Annotated in this window: 24 protein-coding genes and 1 pseudogene; all 25 read left to right on the top strand. The window is 64.3% G+C overall.

Translation table 11 applies throughout. The features are described 5' to 3' along the window. Positions 1 to 236: 236 nt before the first annotated feature. The 25 genes and pseudogenes from ACVXZ4_RS16300 (at position 237) to ACVXZ4_RS16180 (ending at position 14,608) form a co-directional block, all read left to right on the top strand. Positions 237 to 1,205: a DNA topoisomerase IB gene (locus ACVXZ4_RS16300; RefSeq protein WP_461795834.1), complete on the top strand. Its 969-nt coding sequence runs from the start codon at positions 237 to 239 to the stop codon at positions 1,203 to 1,205. A 78-nt stretch (positions 1,206 to 1,283) separates the two neighbouring features. Beyond that, complete coding sequence (locus tag ACVXZ4_RS16295; RefSeq protein ID WP_461795833.1) at positions 1,284 to 1,493, top strand: antitoxin; 210 nt, start codon at positions 1,284 to 1,286, stop codon at positions 1,491 to 1,493. 39 nt (positions 1,494 to 1,532) lie between these two features. Beyond that, positions 1,533 to 2,219: a YoaK family protein gene (locus ACVXZ4_RS16290; protein WP_461795832.1), complete on the top strand. Its 687-nt coding sequence runs from the start codon at positions 1,533 to 1,535 to the stop codon at positions 2,217 to 2,219. A 421-nt stretch (positions 2,220 to 2,640) separates the two neighbouring features. Beyond that, entirely contained in the window at positions 2,641 to 2,949 is a 309-nt protein-coding gene (gene rpsJ, locus ACVXZ4_RS16285; RefSeq protein ID WP_147783478.1) for a 30S ribosomal protein S10, read from the top strand. Between the two features lie 10 nt (positions 2,950 to 2,959). Then, a complete protein-coding gene (gene rplC / locus ACVXZ4_RS16280) occupies positions 2,960 to 3,610 on the top strand; it encodes a 50S ribosomal protein L3 (protein ID WP_461795831.1) in 651 nt (216 codons plus the stop codon). 4 nt (positions 3,611 to 3,614) lie between these two features. Continuing rightward, complete coding sequence (gene rplD, locus ACVXZ4_RS16275; protein WP_461795830.1) at positions 3,615 to 4,364, top strand: 50S ribosomal protein L4; 750 nt, start codon at positions 3,615 to 3,617, stop codon at positions 4,362 to 4,364. Beyond that, complete coding sequence (rplW, locus tag ACVXZ4_RS16270) at positions 4,361 to 4,663, top strand: 50S ribosomal protein L23 (RefSeq protein WP_461795829.1); 303 nt, start codon at positions 4,361 to 4,363, stop codon at positions 4,661 to 4,663. The genes rplD and rplW overlap by 4 nt, the downstream gene beginning before the upstream one ends. Positions 4,664 to 4,682: 19 nt before the next feature. Next, positions 4,683 to 5,522 (top strand): 50S ribosomal protein L2, encoded by an 840-nt coding sequence (rplB, locus tag ACVXZ4_RS16265; protein WP_185201713.1) that lies wholly within the window; start codon positions 4,683 to 4,685, stop codon positions 5,520 to 5,522. Positions 5,523 to 5,534: 12 nt separating this feature from the next. Continuing rightward, positions 5,535 to 5,816 carry a 30S ribosomal protein S19 gene (rpsS, locus tag ACVXZ4_RS16260; protein WP_185201712.1) on the top strand — a complete coding sequence of 94 codons (282 nt, stop codon included), beginning with the start codon at positions 5,535 to 5,537 and terminating at the stop codon, positions 5,814 to 5,816. Between the two features lie 25 nt (positions 5,817 to 5,841). Further along, positions 5,842 to 6,252, top strand: a complete 411-nt coding sequence (gene rplV, locus ACVXZ4_RS16255; protein WP_461795828.1) for a 50S ribosomal protein L22 — start codon at positions 5,842 to 5,844, stop codon at positions 6,250 to 6,252. Continuing rightward, a complete protein-coding gene (rpsC, locus tag ACVXZ4_RS16250; RefSeq protein WP_461795827.1) occupies positions 6,252 to 7,061 on the top strand; it encodes a 30S ribosomal protein S3 in 810 nt (269 codons plus the stop codon). Before rplV ends, rpsC begins: the two co-directional genes overlap by 1 nt. Before the next feature lie 4 nt (positions 7,062 to 7,065). Continuing rightward, positions 7,066 to 7,485: a 50S ribosomal protein L16 gene (rplP, locus tag ACVXZ4_RS16245; protein WP_461795826.1), complete on the top strand. Its 420-nt coding sequence runs from the start codon at positions 7,066 to 7,068 to the stop codon at positions 7,483 to 7,485. Next, the gene (rpmC, locus tag ACVXZ4_RS16240) at positions 7,485 to 7,808 is read left to right on the top strand and encodes a 50S ribosomal protein L29 (protein WP_461795825.1); all 324 of its coding nucleotides are present in this window, start codon (positions 7,485 to 7,487) and stop codon (positions 7,806 to 7,808) included. Before rplP ends, rpmC begins: the two co-directional genes overlap by 1 nt. Next, positions 7,808 to 8,104 carry a 30S ribosomal protein S17 gene (rpsQ, locus tag ACVXZ4_RS16235; RefSeq protein WP_461795824.1) on the top strand — a complete coding sequence of 99 codons (297 nt, stop codon included), beginning with the start codon at positions 7,808 to 7,810 and terminating at the stop codon, positions 8,102 to 8,104. Before rpmC ends, rpsQ begins: the two co-directional genes overlap by 1 nt. Before the next feature lie 32 nt (positions 8,105 to 8,136). Continuing rightward, on the top strand, positions 8,137 to 8,505 hold the full coding sequence (rplN, locus tag ACVXZ4_RS16230; RefSeq protein WP_185201707.1) for a 50S ribosomal protein L14: 369 nt from the start codon (positions 8,137 to 8,139) through the stop codon (positions 8,503 to 8,505). Between the two features lie 2 nt (positions 8,506 to 8,507). After that, a pseudogene (gene rplX, locus ACVXZ4_RS16225) lies at positions 8,508 to 8,843 on the top strand (50S ribosomal protein L24); the annotation flags it as partial. A gap of 302 nt (positions 8,844 to 9,145) precedes the next feature. Continuing rightward, the gene (rplE, locus tag ACVXZ4_RS16220) at positions 9,146 to 9,751 is read left to right on the top strand and encodes a 50S ribosomal protein L5 (protein ID WP_461795823.1); all 606 of its coding nucleotides are present in this window, start codon (positions 9,146 to 9,148) and stop codon (positions 9,749 to 9,751) included. 81 nt (positions 9,752 to 9,832) lie between these two features. Beyond that, the gene (rpsH, locus tag ACVXZ4_RS16215; protein ID WP_354574444.1) at positions 9,833 to 10,231 is read left to right on the top strand and encodes a 30S ribosomal protein S8; all 399 of its coding nucleotides are present in this window, start codon (positions 9,833 to 9,835) and stop codon (positions 10,229 to 10,231) included. A 6-nt stretch (positions 10,232 to 10,237) separates the two neighbouring features. Then, positions 10,238 to 10,774: a 50S ribosomal protein L6 gene (gene rplF, locus ACVXZ4_RS16210; RefSeq protein ID WP_185201704.1), complete on the top strand. Its 537-nt coding sequence runs from the start codon at positions 10,238 to 10,240 to the stop codon at positions 10,772 to 10,774. A gap of 2 nt (positions 10,775 to 10,776) precedes the next feature. Continuing rightward, on the top strand, positions 10,777 to 11,148 hold the full coding sequence (gene rplR, locus ACVXZ4_RS16205; RefSeq protein ID WP_185204174.1) for a 50S ribosomal protein L18: 372 nt from the start codon (positions 10,777 to 10,779) through the stop codon (positions 11,146 to 11,148). Between the two features lie 32 nt (positions 11,149 to 11,180). Then, positions 11,181 to 11,843 carry a 30S ribosomal protein S5 gene (rpsE, locus tag ACVXZ4_RS16200; RefSeq protein ID WP_185204175.1) on the top strand — a complete coding sequence of 221 codons (663 nt, stop codon included), beginning with the start codon at positions 11,181 to 11,183 and terminating at the stop codon, positions 11,841 to 11,843. Continuing rightward, the gene (gene rpmD / locus ACVXZ4_RS16195; protein ID WP_097060176.1) at positions 11,843 to 12,028 is read left to right on the top strand and encodes a 50S ribosomal protein L30; all 186 of its coding nucleotides are present in this window, start codon (positions 11,843 to 11,845) and stop codon (positions 12,026 to 12,028) included. The genes rpsE and rpmD overlap by 1 nt, the downstream gene beginning before the upstream one ends. Further along, positions 12,028 to 12,591: a 50S ribosomal protein L15 gene (gene rplO, locus ACVXZ4_RS16190; protein WP_461795822.1), complete on the top strand. Its 564-nt coding sequence runs from the start codon at positions 12,028 to 12,030 to the stop codon at positions 12,589 to 12,591. The genes rpmD and rplO overlap by 1 nt, the downstream gene beginning before the upstream one ends. Positions 12,592 to 12,695: 104 nt before the next feature. Continuing rightward, positions 12,696 to 14,021 carry a preprotein translocase subunit SecY gene (gene secY / locus ACVXZ4_RS16185; RefSeq protein ID WP_461795821.1) on the top strand — a complete coding sequence of 442 codons (1,326 nt, stop codon included), beginning with the start codon at positions 12,696 to 12,698 and terminating at the stop codon, positions 14,019 to 14,021. Further along, complete coding sequence (locus tag ACVXZ4_RS16180; protein WP_461795820.1) at positions 14,018 to 14,608, top strand: adenylate kinase; 591 nt, start codon at positions 14,018 to 14,020, stop codon at positions 14,606 to 14,608. Before secY ends, ACVXZ4_RS16180 begins: the two co-directional genes overlap by 4 nt. Positions 14,609 to 14,632: the final 24 nt, after the last annotated feature.

The following is a 14,632-nucleotide window of genomic DNA, read 5'->3' as shown; positions in this document are numbered from 1 at the left end:
TTCGTCGTTGTCGCGGCCGCCCTCCTCACCGCCCTCCTCACCCTGTCCTCCGTGCAGTCCGATCGCTTCGAGCCGGCACTAACTGTCATTCCCGGCCGCGCTTGGGACGGAACGTGACGTATCGATCACGAAAACCTGGGCGGGGCGGGCACCCGCGGGCGGGGAGCTCGCCACGCACGGAAAGGCCCTTCGCGCAACCCGCTTGTCGGTGCACTCAGGCTGCCTAGGGTGAAATCATGCCTCGTCTCCGCCGCAGCGACTCGTCCGGTGCCGGACTGCGCCGGGTGCGCGCCGGACGGGGCTTCTCGTACAAGGATGCCGCGGGCCATCCGATCTCCGACCCGGACCTGCGGCGGCGCATCGAGCACCTCGCAATCCCGCCGGCGTGGACCGAGGTCTGGATCGCGCCCTACGCCAACGGCCACATCCAGGCGACGGGAGTGGATGCCGCGGGCCGCCGCCAGTACATCTACCACCCCACCTGGCGCGAGCAGAAGGACCGAATCAAGTTCGATCGGGCGTTGAGCCTCGCCGAATCACTGCCTGCAGCCCGCCGGCAGGTCACCCGGGAATTGCGCTCACCCGAACCCGGTCGAGCGCGCGCACTCGCCGCGGCGTTCCGCATGCTCGACACCGGCTCGCTGCGGGTGGGGTCGGAGCAGTACGCCGAGTCCAACGGCAGCCACGGCCTCGCCACGCTGTTGTGCTCGCACGCGCGCGTGAGCGGCGACACCGTGTCGCTCCACTTCCCCGCCAAGAGCGGCCAGGAGTGGCAGTCGGACATCACGGACCCGGACCTCGCGCCGGTGGTGCGGTCGCTGAAGCGCCGAGGACCCAACGCCCGGCTCCTCGCCTGGAAGGACGGCGCGAGGTGGCATCCGGTAGTCGCCCAGGACATCAACGCCTACGTGCGTGAGCGCACCGGGGGAGAGTTCACGGCAAAGGACTTCCGCACGCTCCACGGAACGCTCGCTGCGGCGGTCAGCCTCGCCAAGCACGGGCCGGAACCCCGCAAGTCGGCACGCGACAGGGCGATCGCCCAGGCTATGCGGGACGCGTCGGCGGTGCTCGGCAACACCCCGTCGATCGCACGGAAGAGCTACGTGGATCCGCGCCTCATCGACCGCTATTCGGAGGGGGCGACGATCGACCCGACGAGACTCGGGTCCGCGGAATCCGAACTGCGGGCGCTGCTGTTCGACTGACTCTTTACGGCTGCCGGGGAGTAGGGCACACTGGTGTCGCCATCCGGTCTGGACGGATCAACAGTCAAGGAGATGCGCATGGGACTCGAAGACATCACGGGCAAGGCGGAGGCATTCCTCAAAGATGAGAAGGTTGCCGGCGCCCTTCACAGCTCACAGGCCGAAGACATCAGCGACAAGCTGCTCGATGGCGTGGCCGATCTGGCGAACAAGGTCACCGGCGGCAAATTCGAGGAGCAGATCGACGGCGCGCGGGACACCGCGGACAAGGCCGTCGGCACCGAGTAGTCGCCGAGGCGGGCGCGCCGTTCCAGTACCGTTAGGAGAATGGCGCGCCTCCCTCTCCTCCCCGTCGGCCACCACTTCGTCACCGGACTACTGCTGCTGACCGCATCGACAGGATGCATCGATGCGGTGAGCTACCTCGCACTCGACAAGGTCTTCACCGGCAACATGACCGGCAACGTGCTCTTCATCGGGTTCAGCCTGGTGGGTGCGGGAAAGACACCGCTTCTCAACAACATCATCGCGCTCCTCGGATTCGCTCTCGGCTCCATCATCGGTGGGCGTGTCATCGGCCGGTCGGCGCCGAAGGGTCTGCCTCGATCGAGCAGAGCCGTGTTGGTCGGAGGCGCAGGGCTGATGATCGCCCTCGCCATCTATTGGCTCGTCGTGCACGATCTCGGCCATCCGGCACTCTTGGTGGTGACGGCACTTCTCGCGGTGGTCATGGGCGCTCAGGTTTCCGCGGTAAAGCCGATCGGCAACTCCGACGTCACCACCATCGTCGTCACCAACACCCTCGCGAACCTCGCTCGGGACAGCCGGCTTGCCGGCGGAACGGGCAAGAACTGGTTCCCCCGTCTCGCCGCCGTCGTCTCGATGGGCGTCGGTGCAGCGATCGGCGCACTCTGCGTCGAATGGGCGGGCGGAGCGGTCGCACTGCTCGCCGGCACGATCATCTTCACCGCGGGCACGATCACGCTGGTGACCGCAGACCGACGCTCCGCCTGAGCCCGTGTTTCCGGCCCCGCCGCGACACGCCGGAGAGTGACACGCCCGGGTTGCAGACACTCCGAACCTGTGGCAGACTCTCCTAGTTCAACAAAACCGGCCATGCGCCGGGATCACTGCCAGGCAGTGCACAGATGTGAGACCGGGTCGTCAAGATCCAGCGTCACCACCTGGGCCGCGGGTAGCAGAACACGACTTAATCGAATCCCCTGGATATGGCGCTACACCCAATGGGTGTAGGGCCATGTGCGGTGCGAGGGCAACACGCCCGAGCGCGGGGGTCGGTAAAAAGCACGCAGTAATTGACACAACAACAGTGGTGCGCAGCGTCTGAGTTACCAGCAGGGGCCAAGCAAACCGAGCATCCAATAGCCGCGCGCTTGTCGCCAAGCCACGATGCATTAAAGAGAGTGAGTCACACATGGCGGGACAAAAGATCCGCATCCGACTTAAGTCGTATGACCACGAGGTCATCGACAGCTCGGCGCGCAAGATCGTCGACACGGTGACCCGTGCCGGTGCTACTGTCGTCGGCCCGGTGCCCCTTCCTACCGAGAAGAACGTGATCGTCGTGATCCGTTCCCCTCACAAGTACAAGGACAGCCGCGAGCACTTCGAGAAGCGCACCCACAAGCGCCTCATCGACATCATCGACCCGACGCCGAAGGCCGTCGACTCGCTCATGCGACTCGACCTCCCCGCCGACGTTAACATCGAGATCAAGCTCTAAGGGAACTCTGATGGCTACTACTAAGACAAGCAAGGGACTGCTGGGCAAGAAGCTCGGCATGACCCAGGTCTGGGATGCGAACAACAAGCTCATCCCCGTCACCGTCGTGGAGATCACTCCGAACGTCGTGACTCAGCTCCGCACCCCCGAGGTCGACGGCTACAGCGCCGTGCAGATCGCCTTCGGTGCGATCGACCCCCGCAAGGTGAACAAGCCCGCGACCGGTCACTTCGACAAGGCGGGCGTCACGCCTCGCCGCCACCTCACCGAGGTGCGCACTGCGGATGCCGCCGAGTACACGCTCGGCCAGGAGATCGCGGTCGACATCTTCGAGGCCGGCCAGAAGGTCGACGTCGTCGGTACCTCCAAGGGCAAGGGCTTCGCCGGAGTCATGAAGCGCCACAACTTCAAGGGCGTCTCGTCCTCTCACGGTTCGCACCGCAACCACCGCAAGCCCGGCTCGATCGGTGCATCCTCCACGCCCTCGCGCGTGTTCAAGGGAATGCGCATGGCCGGCCGCATGGGTGGTGACCGTGTCACCGCGATGAACCTCATCGTCCACTCGGTCGACCTCGAAAAGAACCTGATCCTGGTCAAGGGTGCCGTTCCCGGCGCTAAGGGCCGCATCGTCTTCGTCCGCAACGCAGTGAAGGGAGCGTAAGGCCATGGCCGAAACGAACACGCTCGACGTCATCGACTCGAAGGGCAAGAAGGTCGGATCCGTCGACCTCCCCGCCGAGACCTTCGACGTGCAGACCAACGTCCCGCTCATCCACCAGGTCGTCGTCGCCCAGCGCGCCGCCGCCCGCCAGGGAACGCACAACACGCTCCGTCGTGGTGAAGTCTCCGGTGCCGGCCGCAAGCCGTTCAAGCAGAAGGGAACCGGTCGTGCCCGCCAGGGATCGATCCGTGCTCCCCAGATGACCGGTGGTGGAATCGTCCACGGACCCCACCCTCGCGACTACGCCCAGCGCACCCCCAAGAAGATGATCGCGGCAGCACTGCGCGGCGCCCTCTCGGACCGCGCTCGCGGCGGACGCATCCACGTCGTCGACTCGCTCTCCGTCGGAGACGTGCCCTCGACCAAGACCATCGTCGCGCTGCTTGCGAGCATCACGACCTCGAGCCACGTGCTCATCGTCATCGAGCGCAACGACATCGTCAGCCAGAAGAGCGTGCGCAACATCCCCGGCGTGCACGTGCTCACCTGGGACCAGCTCAACGCCTACGACGTCGTCGTGAGCGATGACATCGTGTTCACCAAGAGCGCCTTCGACGGCTTCGTCGCCGGACCGGTCAAGACCGCCACAGTCGAGACCACCGAAGACGACGCGCCGGTCAGCAAGAAGCGCGTCAGCCCCGAGCGTGCAGCTGCACGCCGTGAGCTCGCTAACACCGGGAAGGCATCCGCATGAGCACCGCGACCCAGAAAGACCCCCGCGACGTGATCCTGTCGCCGGTCGTCTCCGAGAAGAGCTACAGCCTGATCGACCAGGGCAAGTACACCTTCATCGTCGACCCGCGTTCGAACAAGACCGAGATCAAGCTGGCGATCGAGAAGATCTTCAGCGTCGAGGTCGCGTCGATCAACACCCTGAACAAAAAGGGCAAGACCCGCCGTACCAAGTTCGGTCTCGGCAAGCGCAAGGACACCAAGCGCGCGATCGTGACCCTCAAGTCCGGTTCCATCGACATCTTCACCGCTGTCGGCTAGGGATCACAGGAGATAACTCATGGCTATTCGTAAGTACAAGCCCACGACTCCAGGTCGTCGCGGTTCCTCGGTTGCAGACTTTGCCGAGATCACGCGTTCGACCCCGGAGAAGTCGCTTCTTCGCCCGCTGCCCAAGACCGGTGGACGCAACAACGCCGGTCGCATCACGACTCGTCACATCGGTGGTGGCCACAAGCGCCAGTACCGCGTGATCGACTTCAAGCGCAACGACAAGGACGGCGTCAACGCCCGCGTCGCCGAGATCGAGTACGACCCGAACCGCACGGCGCGCATCGCGCTGCTGCACTTCGTGGATGGCTCGAAGCGGTACATCATCGCTCCGAACAAGCTCAACCAGGGCGACATCATCGAGTCGGGTGCCGGCGCGGACATCAAGCCGGGTAACAACCTGCCTCTCCGCAACATCCCGGTCGGTACCGTCATCCACGCGATCGAGCTGAAGCCGGGCGGGGGAGCCAAGATGGCTCGTTCCGCCGGAGCATCCGTTCGTCTCGTCGCCAAGGACGGCCCGTACGCGCAGCTCCGCCTGCCGTCGGGTGAGATCCGCAACGTCGACGCGCGCTGCCGCGCCACGATCGGCGAGGTCGGCAACGCCGAGCAGTCGAACATCAACTGGGGAAAGGCCGGCCGTATGCGCTGGAAGGGCGTTCGCCCGACCGTGCGTGGAGTCGCCATGAACCCGGTCGACCACCCACATGGTGGTGGAGAGGGCAAGACCTCCGGTGGACGCCACCCGGTCAGCCCGTGGGGCCAGAAAGAGGGCCGCACCCGCCACATCAACAAAGAGAGCGACAAGCTCATCGTTCGCCGCCGCAATGTCGGCAAGAAGCGCAAGTAGGAGTTGTAAAGGATGCCACGCAGTCTTAAAAAGGGCCCCTTCGTCGACGACCACCTGTTTCGCAAGGTGGCCAAGGCGAACGAAGCCAGCAGCAAGAGCGTTATCAAGACCTGGTCGCGTCGCTCGATGATCATCCCGTCTTTCCTGGGACACACCATCGCAGTGCACGACGGCCGCAAGCACATCCCGGTGTTCATCACCGAGACCATGGTTGGGCACAAGCTCGGAGAGTTTGCTCCCACCCGCACCTTCCGTGGACACGAGAAGGACGACAAGAAGGGTCGTCGCCGCTAGCGCGGGGACGGAAAGGTATAGAGAAATGGTTGAATCCATCGCTCGCGTGAAGCACATTCGCGTCACTGCCACAAAGGCTCGTCGTGTCGTCAACATGATCCGCGGCAAGCAGGCGCACGAGGCCCTGGCCATCCTGAAGTTCGCTCCGCAGGGTGCAAGCACCCCCGTCTACAAGCTCGTCGAGTCGGCTATCGCCAACGCTCGGGTCAAGGCGGACGCAAGCAACAGCTACCTGGATGAGCAGGACCTGTTCGTCTCGTCGGCCTATGTCGACGAGGGAACGACCCTCAAGCGCTTCCAGCCTCGTGCACAGGGACGCGCCTTCCAGATCCTGAAGCGCACCAGCCACATCACGATCGTCCTGGCCACGCCGGACGAGAACGAGACCGCTGTCGTCGCGCAGCGTTCATCGACTGCGAAGGCAGGGAAGAAGTAATGGGACAGAAAGTAAACCCCTACGGGTTCCGCCTGGGGATCACCACCGACCATGTGTCGCGTTGGTTCTCGGACAGCACAAAGGTCGGCCAGCGTTACAGCGACTTCGTCGCCGAAGACGTGAAGATCCGCAACCTGCTCAAGACCTCCCTCGACCGTGCCGGAGTGGCACGCATCGAGATCGAGCGCACCCGTGACCGCGTTCGCGTCGACATCCACACCGCCCGTCCGGGCATCGTGATCGGTCGCCGTGGAGCCGAGGCGGAGCGCATTCGCACCGACCTCGAGAAGCTCTCGGGCAAGCAGATCCAGCTCAACATCCTCGAGGTCAAGAACCCCGAGGCCGAGGCCCAGCTCGTTGCACAGGGGATCGCGGAGCAGCTCAGTGCTCGCGTCGCGTTCCGCCGCGCCATGCGCAAGGGACTTCAGGGTGCCCAGCGCACCCCCACGGTCAAGGGTGTTCGAATCCAGGTCTCCGGTCGACTCGGTGGTGCGGAAATGAGCCGCTCCGAGTTCTACCGCGAGGGTCGCGTTCCGCTGCACACGCTGCGCGCGAACATCGACTACGGCTTCTACGAGGCCAAGACCACCTTCGGCCGCATCGGCGTGAAGGTCTGGATCTACAAGGGCGACATCACGAACAAGGAGCTCGCTCGCGAGCAGGCCAACGCCAAGTCAACGCGCCCCGAGCGCCGCGACGACCGTCGTGATGGTGCCCGCGACAGCGGACCGCGTCGTGGAGCTGCCCCGGCAGCCGCGGCCGCTCCGAAGGCAGACGCTGCTCCGGCAGCCGTAGCAGTGGAGGCCTAGAGCCATGTTGATTCCCCGCAGGGTCAAGCACCGTAAGCAGCACCACCCCGGCCGTAGCGGCCAGGCGACCGGTGGCACCACGGTGACGTTCGGCGAGTACGGCATCCAGGCCATCACTCCCGCCTATGTGACCAACCGCCAGATCGAGGCAGCTCGAATCGCGATGACCCGTCACATCAAGCGTGGTGGAAAGGTGTGGATCAACATCTACCCCGACCGCCCGCTCACCAAGAAGCCGGCCGAAACCCGAATGGGTTCCGGTAAGGGTTCCCCCGAGTGGTGGATCGCCAACGTCAAGCCGGGTCGCGTGCTCTTCGAGCTCGCCGGCGTGAACGAGACGGTCGCGCGTGAGGCACTGACTCGCGCAATCCACAAACTGCCGCTCAAGGCACGCATCATCAAGCGCGAGGAGGGCGACGCATAATGGCGATCGGTTCCAAAGAGCTCGCTCCAGTCGAGCTCGACACATTCGAAGACGAGCGTCTCGTCGACGAACTCAAGAAGGCCAAGGAAGAGCTGTTCAACCTGCGCTTCCAGTCGGCCACCGGCCAGCTGGAAAGCCACGGTCGCCTTCGCGCTGTCAAGCGCGACATCGCTCGCATCTACACGGTGATCCGTGAGCGCGAGCTGGGCATCCGTGCGACTCCGGCGCCGGTCGAGGTGGCTCCCAAGGCCGCCGCCAAGAAGACCAAGAAGACTGAGGATGTCGCTGACGCGGCCGCCGAGTCCGCCGAGGAGAAGAAGTAATGGCTACCGAGACCAAGACCACCGCGGTCGAAGAGACCGTTGCGGACCGCGGATACCGCAAGACCCGTCGTGGCTATGTCACGAGCGACAAGATGGACAAGACCATCGTCGTCGAGGTCGAGGACCGCGTAAAGCACCCCCTCTACGGCAAGGTCATCCGCCGTACCTCCAAGGTCAAGGCGCACGATGAGGCCAATGCGGCCGGAATCGGCGACCTCGTCATCATCAGCGAGACCCGCCCGCTCAGTGCCACGAAGCACTGGCGCCTGGTCGAGATCCTCGAGAAGGCCAAGTAGGCCTCGCGTCTACTTCGTATAAGGACACCTAAATGCTTCAGCAGGAATCCAGGCTCAAGGTCGCCGATAACACCGGTGCCAAGGAGCTGCTCACGATTCGCGTACTCGGTGGCTCCGGCCGTCGCTACGCCGGCCTCGGCGACATCATCGTCGCCACGGTCAAGGATGCGATCCCTGGCGGAAACGTCAAGAAGGGTGACGTCGTCAAGGCGGTCATCGTGCGCACCAAGAAAGAGACCCGTCGTCCCGACGGCTCGTACATCAAGTTCGACGAGAACGCCGCTGTCATCCTGAAGGCTGACGGCGACCCTCGTGGTACCCGCATCTTCGGACCGGTCGGTCGCGAGCTCCGCGACAAGAAGTTCATGAAGATCATCTCGCTCGCACCGGAGGTCTTGTAACCATGGCGAACATCAAAAAGGGCGATCTCGTCCAGCTCATCAGCGGTCGCAGCCAGGCTCGCGGCGGCGACCGTGGCAAGCAGGGTCGTGTCATCGAGGTGCTCGTGGAGAAGAACCGCGTCGTCGTCGAGGGACTCAACTACATCACCAAGCACGTGCGTGTCGGACAGAGTGACCGCGGCACCAAGACCGGTGGCATCGAGACGCGTGAAGCGCCGATCCACGTGTCGAACGTGCAGCTGGTCAACCCCGACACCAAGCAGCCGGCTCGTGTCGGCTTCACGGTCGACACGGATGACTCTGGCAAGACGACCCGCACCCGCTACTTCAAAGAGTCGCGCCGCGTTCCCGTGAAGGCGACTGCCAAGAAGACTGACTCCAAGAAGGCCGACACCGCGAAGGCCGGCACTGCAAAGGCCGACAAGGCCGACGACGTTGTGGTCACTGACGGAATCGTGAGCGACGAGGAGTCGACGACTCCGGTGGCCACCGAGGTCGTCGAGCCCAAGGCGAAGGCCGCCCCCAAGGCGAAGGCCGCCCCCAAGGCGACTGCGACCGACAAGGACGCCGCCCCCAAGGCGGCTGCCCCTAAAAAGGCCGCCCCCAAAACCACCAAGGCAACTGAGAAGGACGCCGACTAATGACCGACACTTCAACTGCTCCCGCCGCTGGCAAAATCCAGCCGCGTCTCAAGCAGAAGTACAAGAACGAGATCTCCGCCCAGCTGGCGAAGGACTTCGGTTTCACGAACGTGCACCAGGTGCCCGGACTCGTGAAGATCGTCGTGAACACCGGTGTCGGCGAGGCTGCCCGTGACGGCAAGATCATCGATGGGGCCGTCAAAGACCTCACCGCGATCACCGGCCAGAAGCCTCAGGTCACCGCCGCTCGCAAGTCCATCGCGCAGTTCAAGCTCCGCGAGGGCCAGCCGATCGGCGCTCACGTCACCCTCCGCGGTGACCGGGCCTGGGAGTTCCTCGACCGCCTGCTCTCGCTCGCGCTTCCCCGCATCCGCGACTTCCGCGGCCTCTCGGACAAGCAGTTCGACGGCAACGGCAACTACACCTTCGGTCTCACGGAGCAGTCGATGTTCCACGAGATCGACCAGGACCGCATCGATCGCGTCCGCGGCTTCGACATCACTGTCGTGACCACCGCCAAGACCGATGACGAGGGTCGTGCGCTGCTCAAGGCGCTCGGGTTCCCGTTCCGCAACGCGGAGAACACCCCCGCCCAGGTTCGATAGTTTCACTCACGCATCACCGATCACTGCAGGTCGCCAGTTCCGTAAGAGCTGGCGAAACCGGGTGAGGAAGGCACCACCATCATGACAATGACAGATCCGGTCGCAGACCTGCTGACCAGACTGCGCAACGCGAATTCGGCCTACCACGACACCGTGTCAATGCCGAACAGCAAGCTCAAGTCCCACATCGCCGAGATCCTCAAGACCGAGGGTTACATCGGTGGATGGAAGATCGAGGACGCGCGCGTCGGCAAGACCCTGACCCTCGACCTCAAGTACGGCCCCAACCGTGAGCGTTCCATCGCTGGAATCAAGCGCGTCTCGAAGCCCGGCCTCCGCGTCTACGCGAAGTCCACGGAGATCCCCCGCGTTCTCGGTGGCCTCGGCGTCGCGATCCTCTCGACCTCCTCCGGCCTCCTCACGGATCGCCAGGCGTCAAAGAAGGGCGTGGGTGGGGAAGTCCTCGCCTACGTGTGGTAGTCCCTGATGTCACGTATTGGACGCCTTCCCATTGAGATCCCGACCGGGGTCGATGTCACGGTGACCGGCTCGGCCGTCACCGTCAAGGGCCCGAAGGGTGAGCTCGCGCTCACCGTCGCCAGCCCGATCGAGGTCAAGATCGAGGATGGCCAGCTTCTGGTCACCCGTCCGGACGACGAGCGCGAATCGCGTTCGCTTCACGGCCTCACCCGTACCCTGATCGCCAACCAGATCATCGGCGTCACGACCGGCTATTCCAAGGGCCTCGAGATCGTCGGTACCGGTTACCGCGTGCAGGCGAAGGGCAGCTCGCTCGAGTTCGCTCTCGGCTTCTCGCACTCGATCACGGTCGACCCCCCGGCCGGCATCTCCTTTGCCGTCGAAGGCAACAACAAGCTGACGGTGCACGGCATCGACAAGCAGGCTGTCGGAGAAGTCGCCGCCAACATTCGTAAGCTGCGCAAGCCGGAGCCCTATAAGGGCAAGGGCGTTCGCTACGCAGGCGAGGTAGTCCGCCGCAAGGCCGGAAAGAGTGGTAAGTGATCATGGCTCTCGGAACTAGAGGCAAGAGCAAGTCGGCCGCAAAGGGCCGCAGGCACGCACGTCTTCGCAAGAAGATCGTCGGCACCGAGCTTCGACCGCGTCTCGTGGTCACCCGCTCGGCCCGCCACGTCTTCGTGCAGGTCGTCGACGACAGCAAGGGTTTCACCCTCGCGTCGGCATCGACCCTCGAGGCGGACATGCGCACCTTCGACGGTGACAAGACCGCGAAGGCCCGTAAGGTCGGCGAGCTCGTCGCCGAGCGTGCGAAGGCCGCCGGCGTCGAAGCCGTCGTATTCGACCGTGGTGGAAGCAAGTACGCGGGACGCGTCGCTGCAATCGCCGAAGGCGCCCGCGAAGGGGGACTCGACCTGTGAGCGACACAACCAACACCAGCAAGGAGACACCTGTGGCAACCGAAGCCGAACCGACCGTCACGGTCGTGGAGACTGCGGCCGCGACCGAGCCTGCCGCCAACGAGCCTCGTGAGGCCCGCCGCGGTGGACGCGAGCGCAACCCCAACCAGCAGCGCGGGAGCCGTGACTCTGAGAAGAGCCAGTTCCTCGAGCGCGTCGTCACTATCAACCGCGTCTCCAAGGTCGTCAAGGGTGGTCGTCGCTTCAGCTTCACCGCTCTCGTCGTCGTCGGCGACGGAAACGGACTGGTCGGCGTCGGCTACGGCAAGGCCCGCGAAGTGCCGACCGCGATCTCCAAGGGTGTCGAGGAAGCGAAGAAGAACTTCTTCCGCGTTCCCCGCGTCGGAGTGACCATCCCGCACCCCGTCCAGGGTGAAGCCGCTGCCGGCGTCGTTCTCCTGCGCCCGGCATCCGCCGGTACCGGAGTTATCGCCGGCGGACCGGTGCGCGCCGTACTCGAGTGCGCGGGCATCCACGACGTTCTGAGCAAGTCGCTCGGTTCGTCCAACACGATCAACATCGTGCACGCAACCGTCGCTGCCCTCAAGCAGCTCGAGGAGCCGAGTGCGGTCGCCGCACGTCGTGGCCTCTCGCTCGAGGATGTCGCGCCCGCGCGCCTCCTGCGTGCCCAGGCTGACGCGAAGGCAGGTGTCTGATGGCTGCTCGCCTGAAGGTGACCCAGATCAAGTCCAAAATTAGTGAGAAGCAGAACCAGCGCGACACGTTGCGGAGCCTCGGGCTCCACCGCATCGGCGACGTCGTGGTTCGCGAGGACAACTCGCAGAACCGCGGATACGTTCGCACCGTCGCTCACCTGGTCAAGGTCGAGGAGATTGACTAATGGCTGAAGAAACGAAGGCCGACAAGGCCCCCGCGGCAGCCCCCAAAAAGGCCAGCGCAGCGAAGGCCACTGCCACCAAGGCCGCTCCGGCGAAGAAGGCTGCAGAGCCCGTCGTCGAGGCTCGCCCGCAGGTGCTGAAGATGCACCACCTCCGCCCGGCTCCCGGTGCGAAGAAGGACCGGACCCGCGTCGGACGCGGTGAGGGCTCCAAGGGTAAGACTGCCGGCCGTGGTACCAAGGGCACGAAGGCCCGTTACCAGGTGCGCGTCGGGCTCGAGGGTGGAAACCTGAACAGCATCATGCGTACCCCGAAGCTGCGCGGGTTCAAGAACCCGTTCCGCGTCGAGTACCAGGTCGTGAACCTCGAGAAGCTGGCCGAGCTGTACCCGGCCGGTGGGGACGTCACCATCGGCGATCTCGTCGCCAAGGGTGCCGTGCGCAAGAACGAGAAGGTCAAGGTTCTCGGCGCTGGTGACATTGCAGTTAAGCTGAATGTTGCAGTTGACAAGGTCTCTAGCTCTGCTGAGCAGAAGATCGTTGCAGCGGGCGGTTCCGTAAACTGAGGCGACCGCCGGGCTCAGGCCTGGCGATAGCCCACGCTACGCATCGTCAAGGTGGCCCGAAAGGGCCACCTGCTTCGCCCGACCGTTCTCACCAGGAGGCCTCGTTGTTCAGAGCCGTAGCGCGGATCTTCCGCACCCCCGATCTTCGCAAGAAGATCGGTTTTACGCTCGCCCTGATTGCGCTCTTCCGCCTCGGGTCGTTCATCCCCTCGCCGTTCGTCGATTTCGGCAACGTACAGATCTGCCTCAAGGCGAATGCCGGCACCTCCGGCCTCTACGAGCTGGTCAACCTCTTCAGCGGTGGAGCTCTGCTCCAGCTGTCGATCTTCGCGCTCGGCATCATGCCGTACATCACGGCGTCGATCATCGTGCAGCTGCTGCGCGTGGTCATCCCACACTTCGACACCCTCTACAAAGAGGGCCAGTCGGGCCAGGCTCGTCTGACTCAGTACACGCGCTACCTCACCATCGCGCTCGGTGTGCTGCAGTCCACGACCCTGATCACGGTCGCTCGCAGCGGCGCGCTCTTCCCCACCTCGACCGGAACGCCCGAATGTTCGGCGCTCATCACGAACTCGGCCTGGTACGCGATCCTGCTGATGGTCATCACGATGACAGCCGGCACCGGTCTCATCATGTGGATGGGCGAGCTCATCACCGAGCGCGGCATCGGCAACGGCATGTCGATCCTCATCTTCACCTCCATCGCCGCCCGCTTCCCCGGCTCGCTCTGGGCGATCAAGGAGTCCAAGGGCTTCGAGACCTTCCTTCTCGTCATCCTCATGGGCATCGTGATCATGGCGCTTGTGGTCTACGTCGAACAATCGCAGAGACGTATCCCCGTGCAATACGCCAAGCGGATGGTCGGCCGACGCACGTACGGCGGTAACAACACCTACATCCCGATCAAGGTGAACATGGCCGGCGTCGTGCCCGTCATCTTCGCTTCCTCGCTGCTCTACCTGCCGGCCCTGATCGCCCAGTTCAACCAGCCCGCCGCTGGCAAGGCCCCGGCGCCCTGGGTGACCTGGATCACCGACAACCTGCGCACCGGTGACAACCCGCTGTACATGGTGCTGTACTTCCTGCTCATCGTCGGCTTCACCTACTTCTACGTCGCGATCACCTTCAACCCGGAGGAAGTCGCCGACAACATGAAGAAGTACGGCGGGTTCATCCCCGGTATCCGTGCCGGTCGACCGACGGCCGAATACCTCGACTACGTCCTGACGCGAGTGACCCTGCCGGGATCGATCTACCTCGGCTTGATCGCGCTCGTGCCGCTCATCGCACTCGGGCTGTTCGGTGCCAACCAGAACTTCCCGTTCGGTGGCGCCAGCATCCTGATCATCGTCGGCGTCGGACTCGAGACCGTGAAGCAGATCGATTCGCAGCTGCAGCAGCGCCACTACGAGGGTCTGCTCCGTTGACCCGCCTGCTGATCGTCGGTCCCCCCGGGGCCGGCAAAGGCACGCAGTCCGCTCGTCTGCTCGAGACCTACTCGATTCCCGCGATCGCGACCGGCGACATCTTCCGCAAGAACATCAAGGATCAGACTCCCCTCGGTGTCGAGGTCAAGGCGATCGTGGATGCGGGCGACTACGTTCCCGATTCGCTCACCAACGCGCTCGTCAAGAGTCGCCTCGAAGAGGAGGATGCCCTCGACGGCTTCCTGCTCGACGGCTATCCCCGCACCCTCGAGCAGGTCTCCTACCTCGACGACCTGCTCGCGACGAAGGGCCAGTCCCTCGACGCCGTGATCCAGCTCGTCGCCGACCAGGAAGAAGTGGTCACCCGGCTGCGAAAGCGGGCGATCGAGCAGGGTCGCACCGACGACACCGAAGAGGCGATCCGTCATCGCCAGCACCTTTATGGTCGAGAGACCACGCCGTTGATCGCGGTCTACCGTGATCGTGGGCTGCTCATCGAGGTCGACGGTCTCGGCGAGATCGATGATGTGAGTTCCCGCATCTCCGAGTCCCTCGTCGCTCGCGGAATCGTGCCCGCAGCGAAGTGAGCTTCCGCAAGAACATCTACAAGT

It is taken from the genome of Lacisediminihabitans sp. FW035, from assembly GCF_054880895.1.
Note: the sequence above shows the minus strand (reverse complement) of the source record. Positions and strands in the feature narration are given on the sequence as shown.

Excerpts from the sequence above, each read along its gene's own strand:
- rplR (WP_185204174.1), top strand. The coding sequence starts at position 10,777 with ATGGCTCTCGGAACTAGAGGCAAGAGCAAGTCGGCCGCAAAGGGCCGC.
- rplB (WP_185201713.1), top strand. The coding sequence starts at position 4,683 with ATGGCTATTCGTAAGTACAAGCCCACGACTCCAGGTCGTCGCGGTTCC.
- rplD (WP_461795830.1), top strand. The coding sequence starts at position 3,615 with ATGGCCGAAACGAACACGCTCGACGTCATCGACTCGAAGGGCAAGAAG.
- rplE (WP_461795823.1), top strand. The coding sequence starts at position 9,146 with ATGACCGACACTTCAACTGCTCCCGCCGCTGGCAAAATCCAGCCGCGT.
- rpsJ (WP_147783478.1), top strand. The coding sequence starts at position 2,641 with ATGGCGGGACAAAAGATCCGCATCCGACTTAAGTCGTATGACCACGAG.
- rpmD (WP_097060176.1), top strand. The coding sequence starts at position 11,843 with ATGGCTGCTCGCCTGAAGGTGACCCAGATCAAGTCCAAAATTAGTGAG.
- rplN (WP_185201707.1), top strand. The coding sequence starts at position 8,137 with ATGCTTCAGCAGGAATCCAGGCTCAAGGTCGCCGATAACACCGGTGCC.
- ACVXZ4_RS16290 (WP_461795832.1), top strand. The coding sequence starts at position 1,533 with ATGGCGCGCCTCCCTCTCCTCCCCGTCGGCCACCACTTCGTCACCGGA.
- ACVXZ4_RS16295 (WP_461795833.1), top strand. The coding sequence starts at position 1,284 with ATGGGACTCGAAGACATCACGGGCAAGGCGGAGGCATTCCTCAAAGAT.
- rplV (WP_461795828.1), top strand. The coding sequence starts at position 5,842 with ATGGTTGAATCCATCGCTCGCGTGAAGCACATTCGCGTCACTGCCACA.
- rpsS (WP_185201712.1), top strand. The coding sequence starts at position 5,535 with ATGCCACGCAGTCTTAAAAAGGGCCCCTTCGTCGACGACCACCTGTTT.
- rpsQ (WP_461795824.1), top strand. The coding sequence starts at position 7,808 with ATGGCTACCGAGACCAAGACCACCGCGGTCGAAGAGACCGTTGCGGAC.
- rpmC (WP_461795825.1), top strand. The coding sequence starts at position 7,485 with ATGGCGATCGGTTCCAAAGAGCTCGCTCCAGTCGAGCTCGACACATTC.
- ACVXZ4_RS16300 (WP_461795834.1), top strand. The coding sequence starts at position 237 with ATGCCTCGTCTCCGCCGCAGCGACTCGTCCGGTGCCGGACTGCGCCGG.
- rpsH (WP_354574444.1), top strand. The coding sequence starts at position 9,833 with ATGACAATGACAGATCCGGTCGCAGACCTGCTGACCAGACTGCGCAAC.
- rplC (WP_461795831.1), top strand. The coding sequence starts at position 2,960 with ATGGCTACTACTAAGACAAGCAAGGGACTGCTGGGCAAGAAGCTCGGC.
- rplW (WP_461795829.1), top strand. The coding sequence starts at position 4,361 with ATGAGCACCGCGACCCAGAAAGACCCCCGCGACGTGATCCTGTCGCCG.
- rplF (WP_185201704.1), top strand. The coding sequence starts at position 10,238 with ATGTCACGTATTGGACGCCTTCCCATTGAGATCCCGACCGGGGTCGAT.
- rplP (WP_461795826.1), top strand. The coding sequence starts at position 7,066 with ATGTTGATTCCCCGCAGGGTCAAGCACCGTAAGCAGCACCACCCCGGC.
- rplO (WP_461795822.1), top strand. The coding sequence starts at position 12,028 with ATGGCTGAAGAAACGAAGGCCGACAAGGCCCCCGCGGCAGCCCCCAAA.
- rpsC (WP_461795827.1), top strand. The coding sequence starts at position 6,252 with ATGGGACAGAAAGTAAACCCCTACGGGTTCCGCCTGGGGATCACCACC.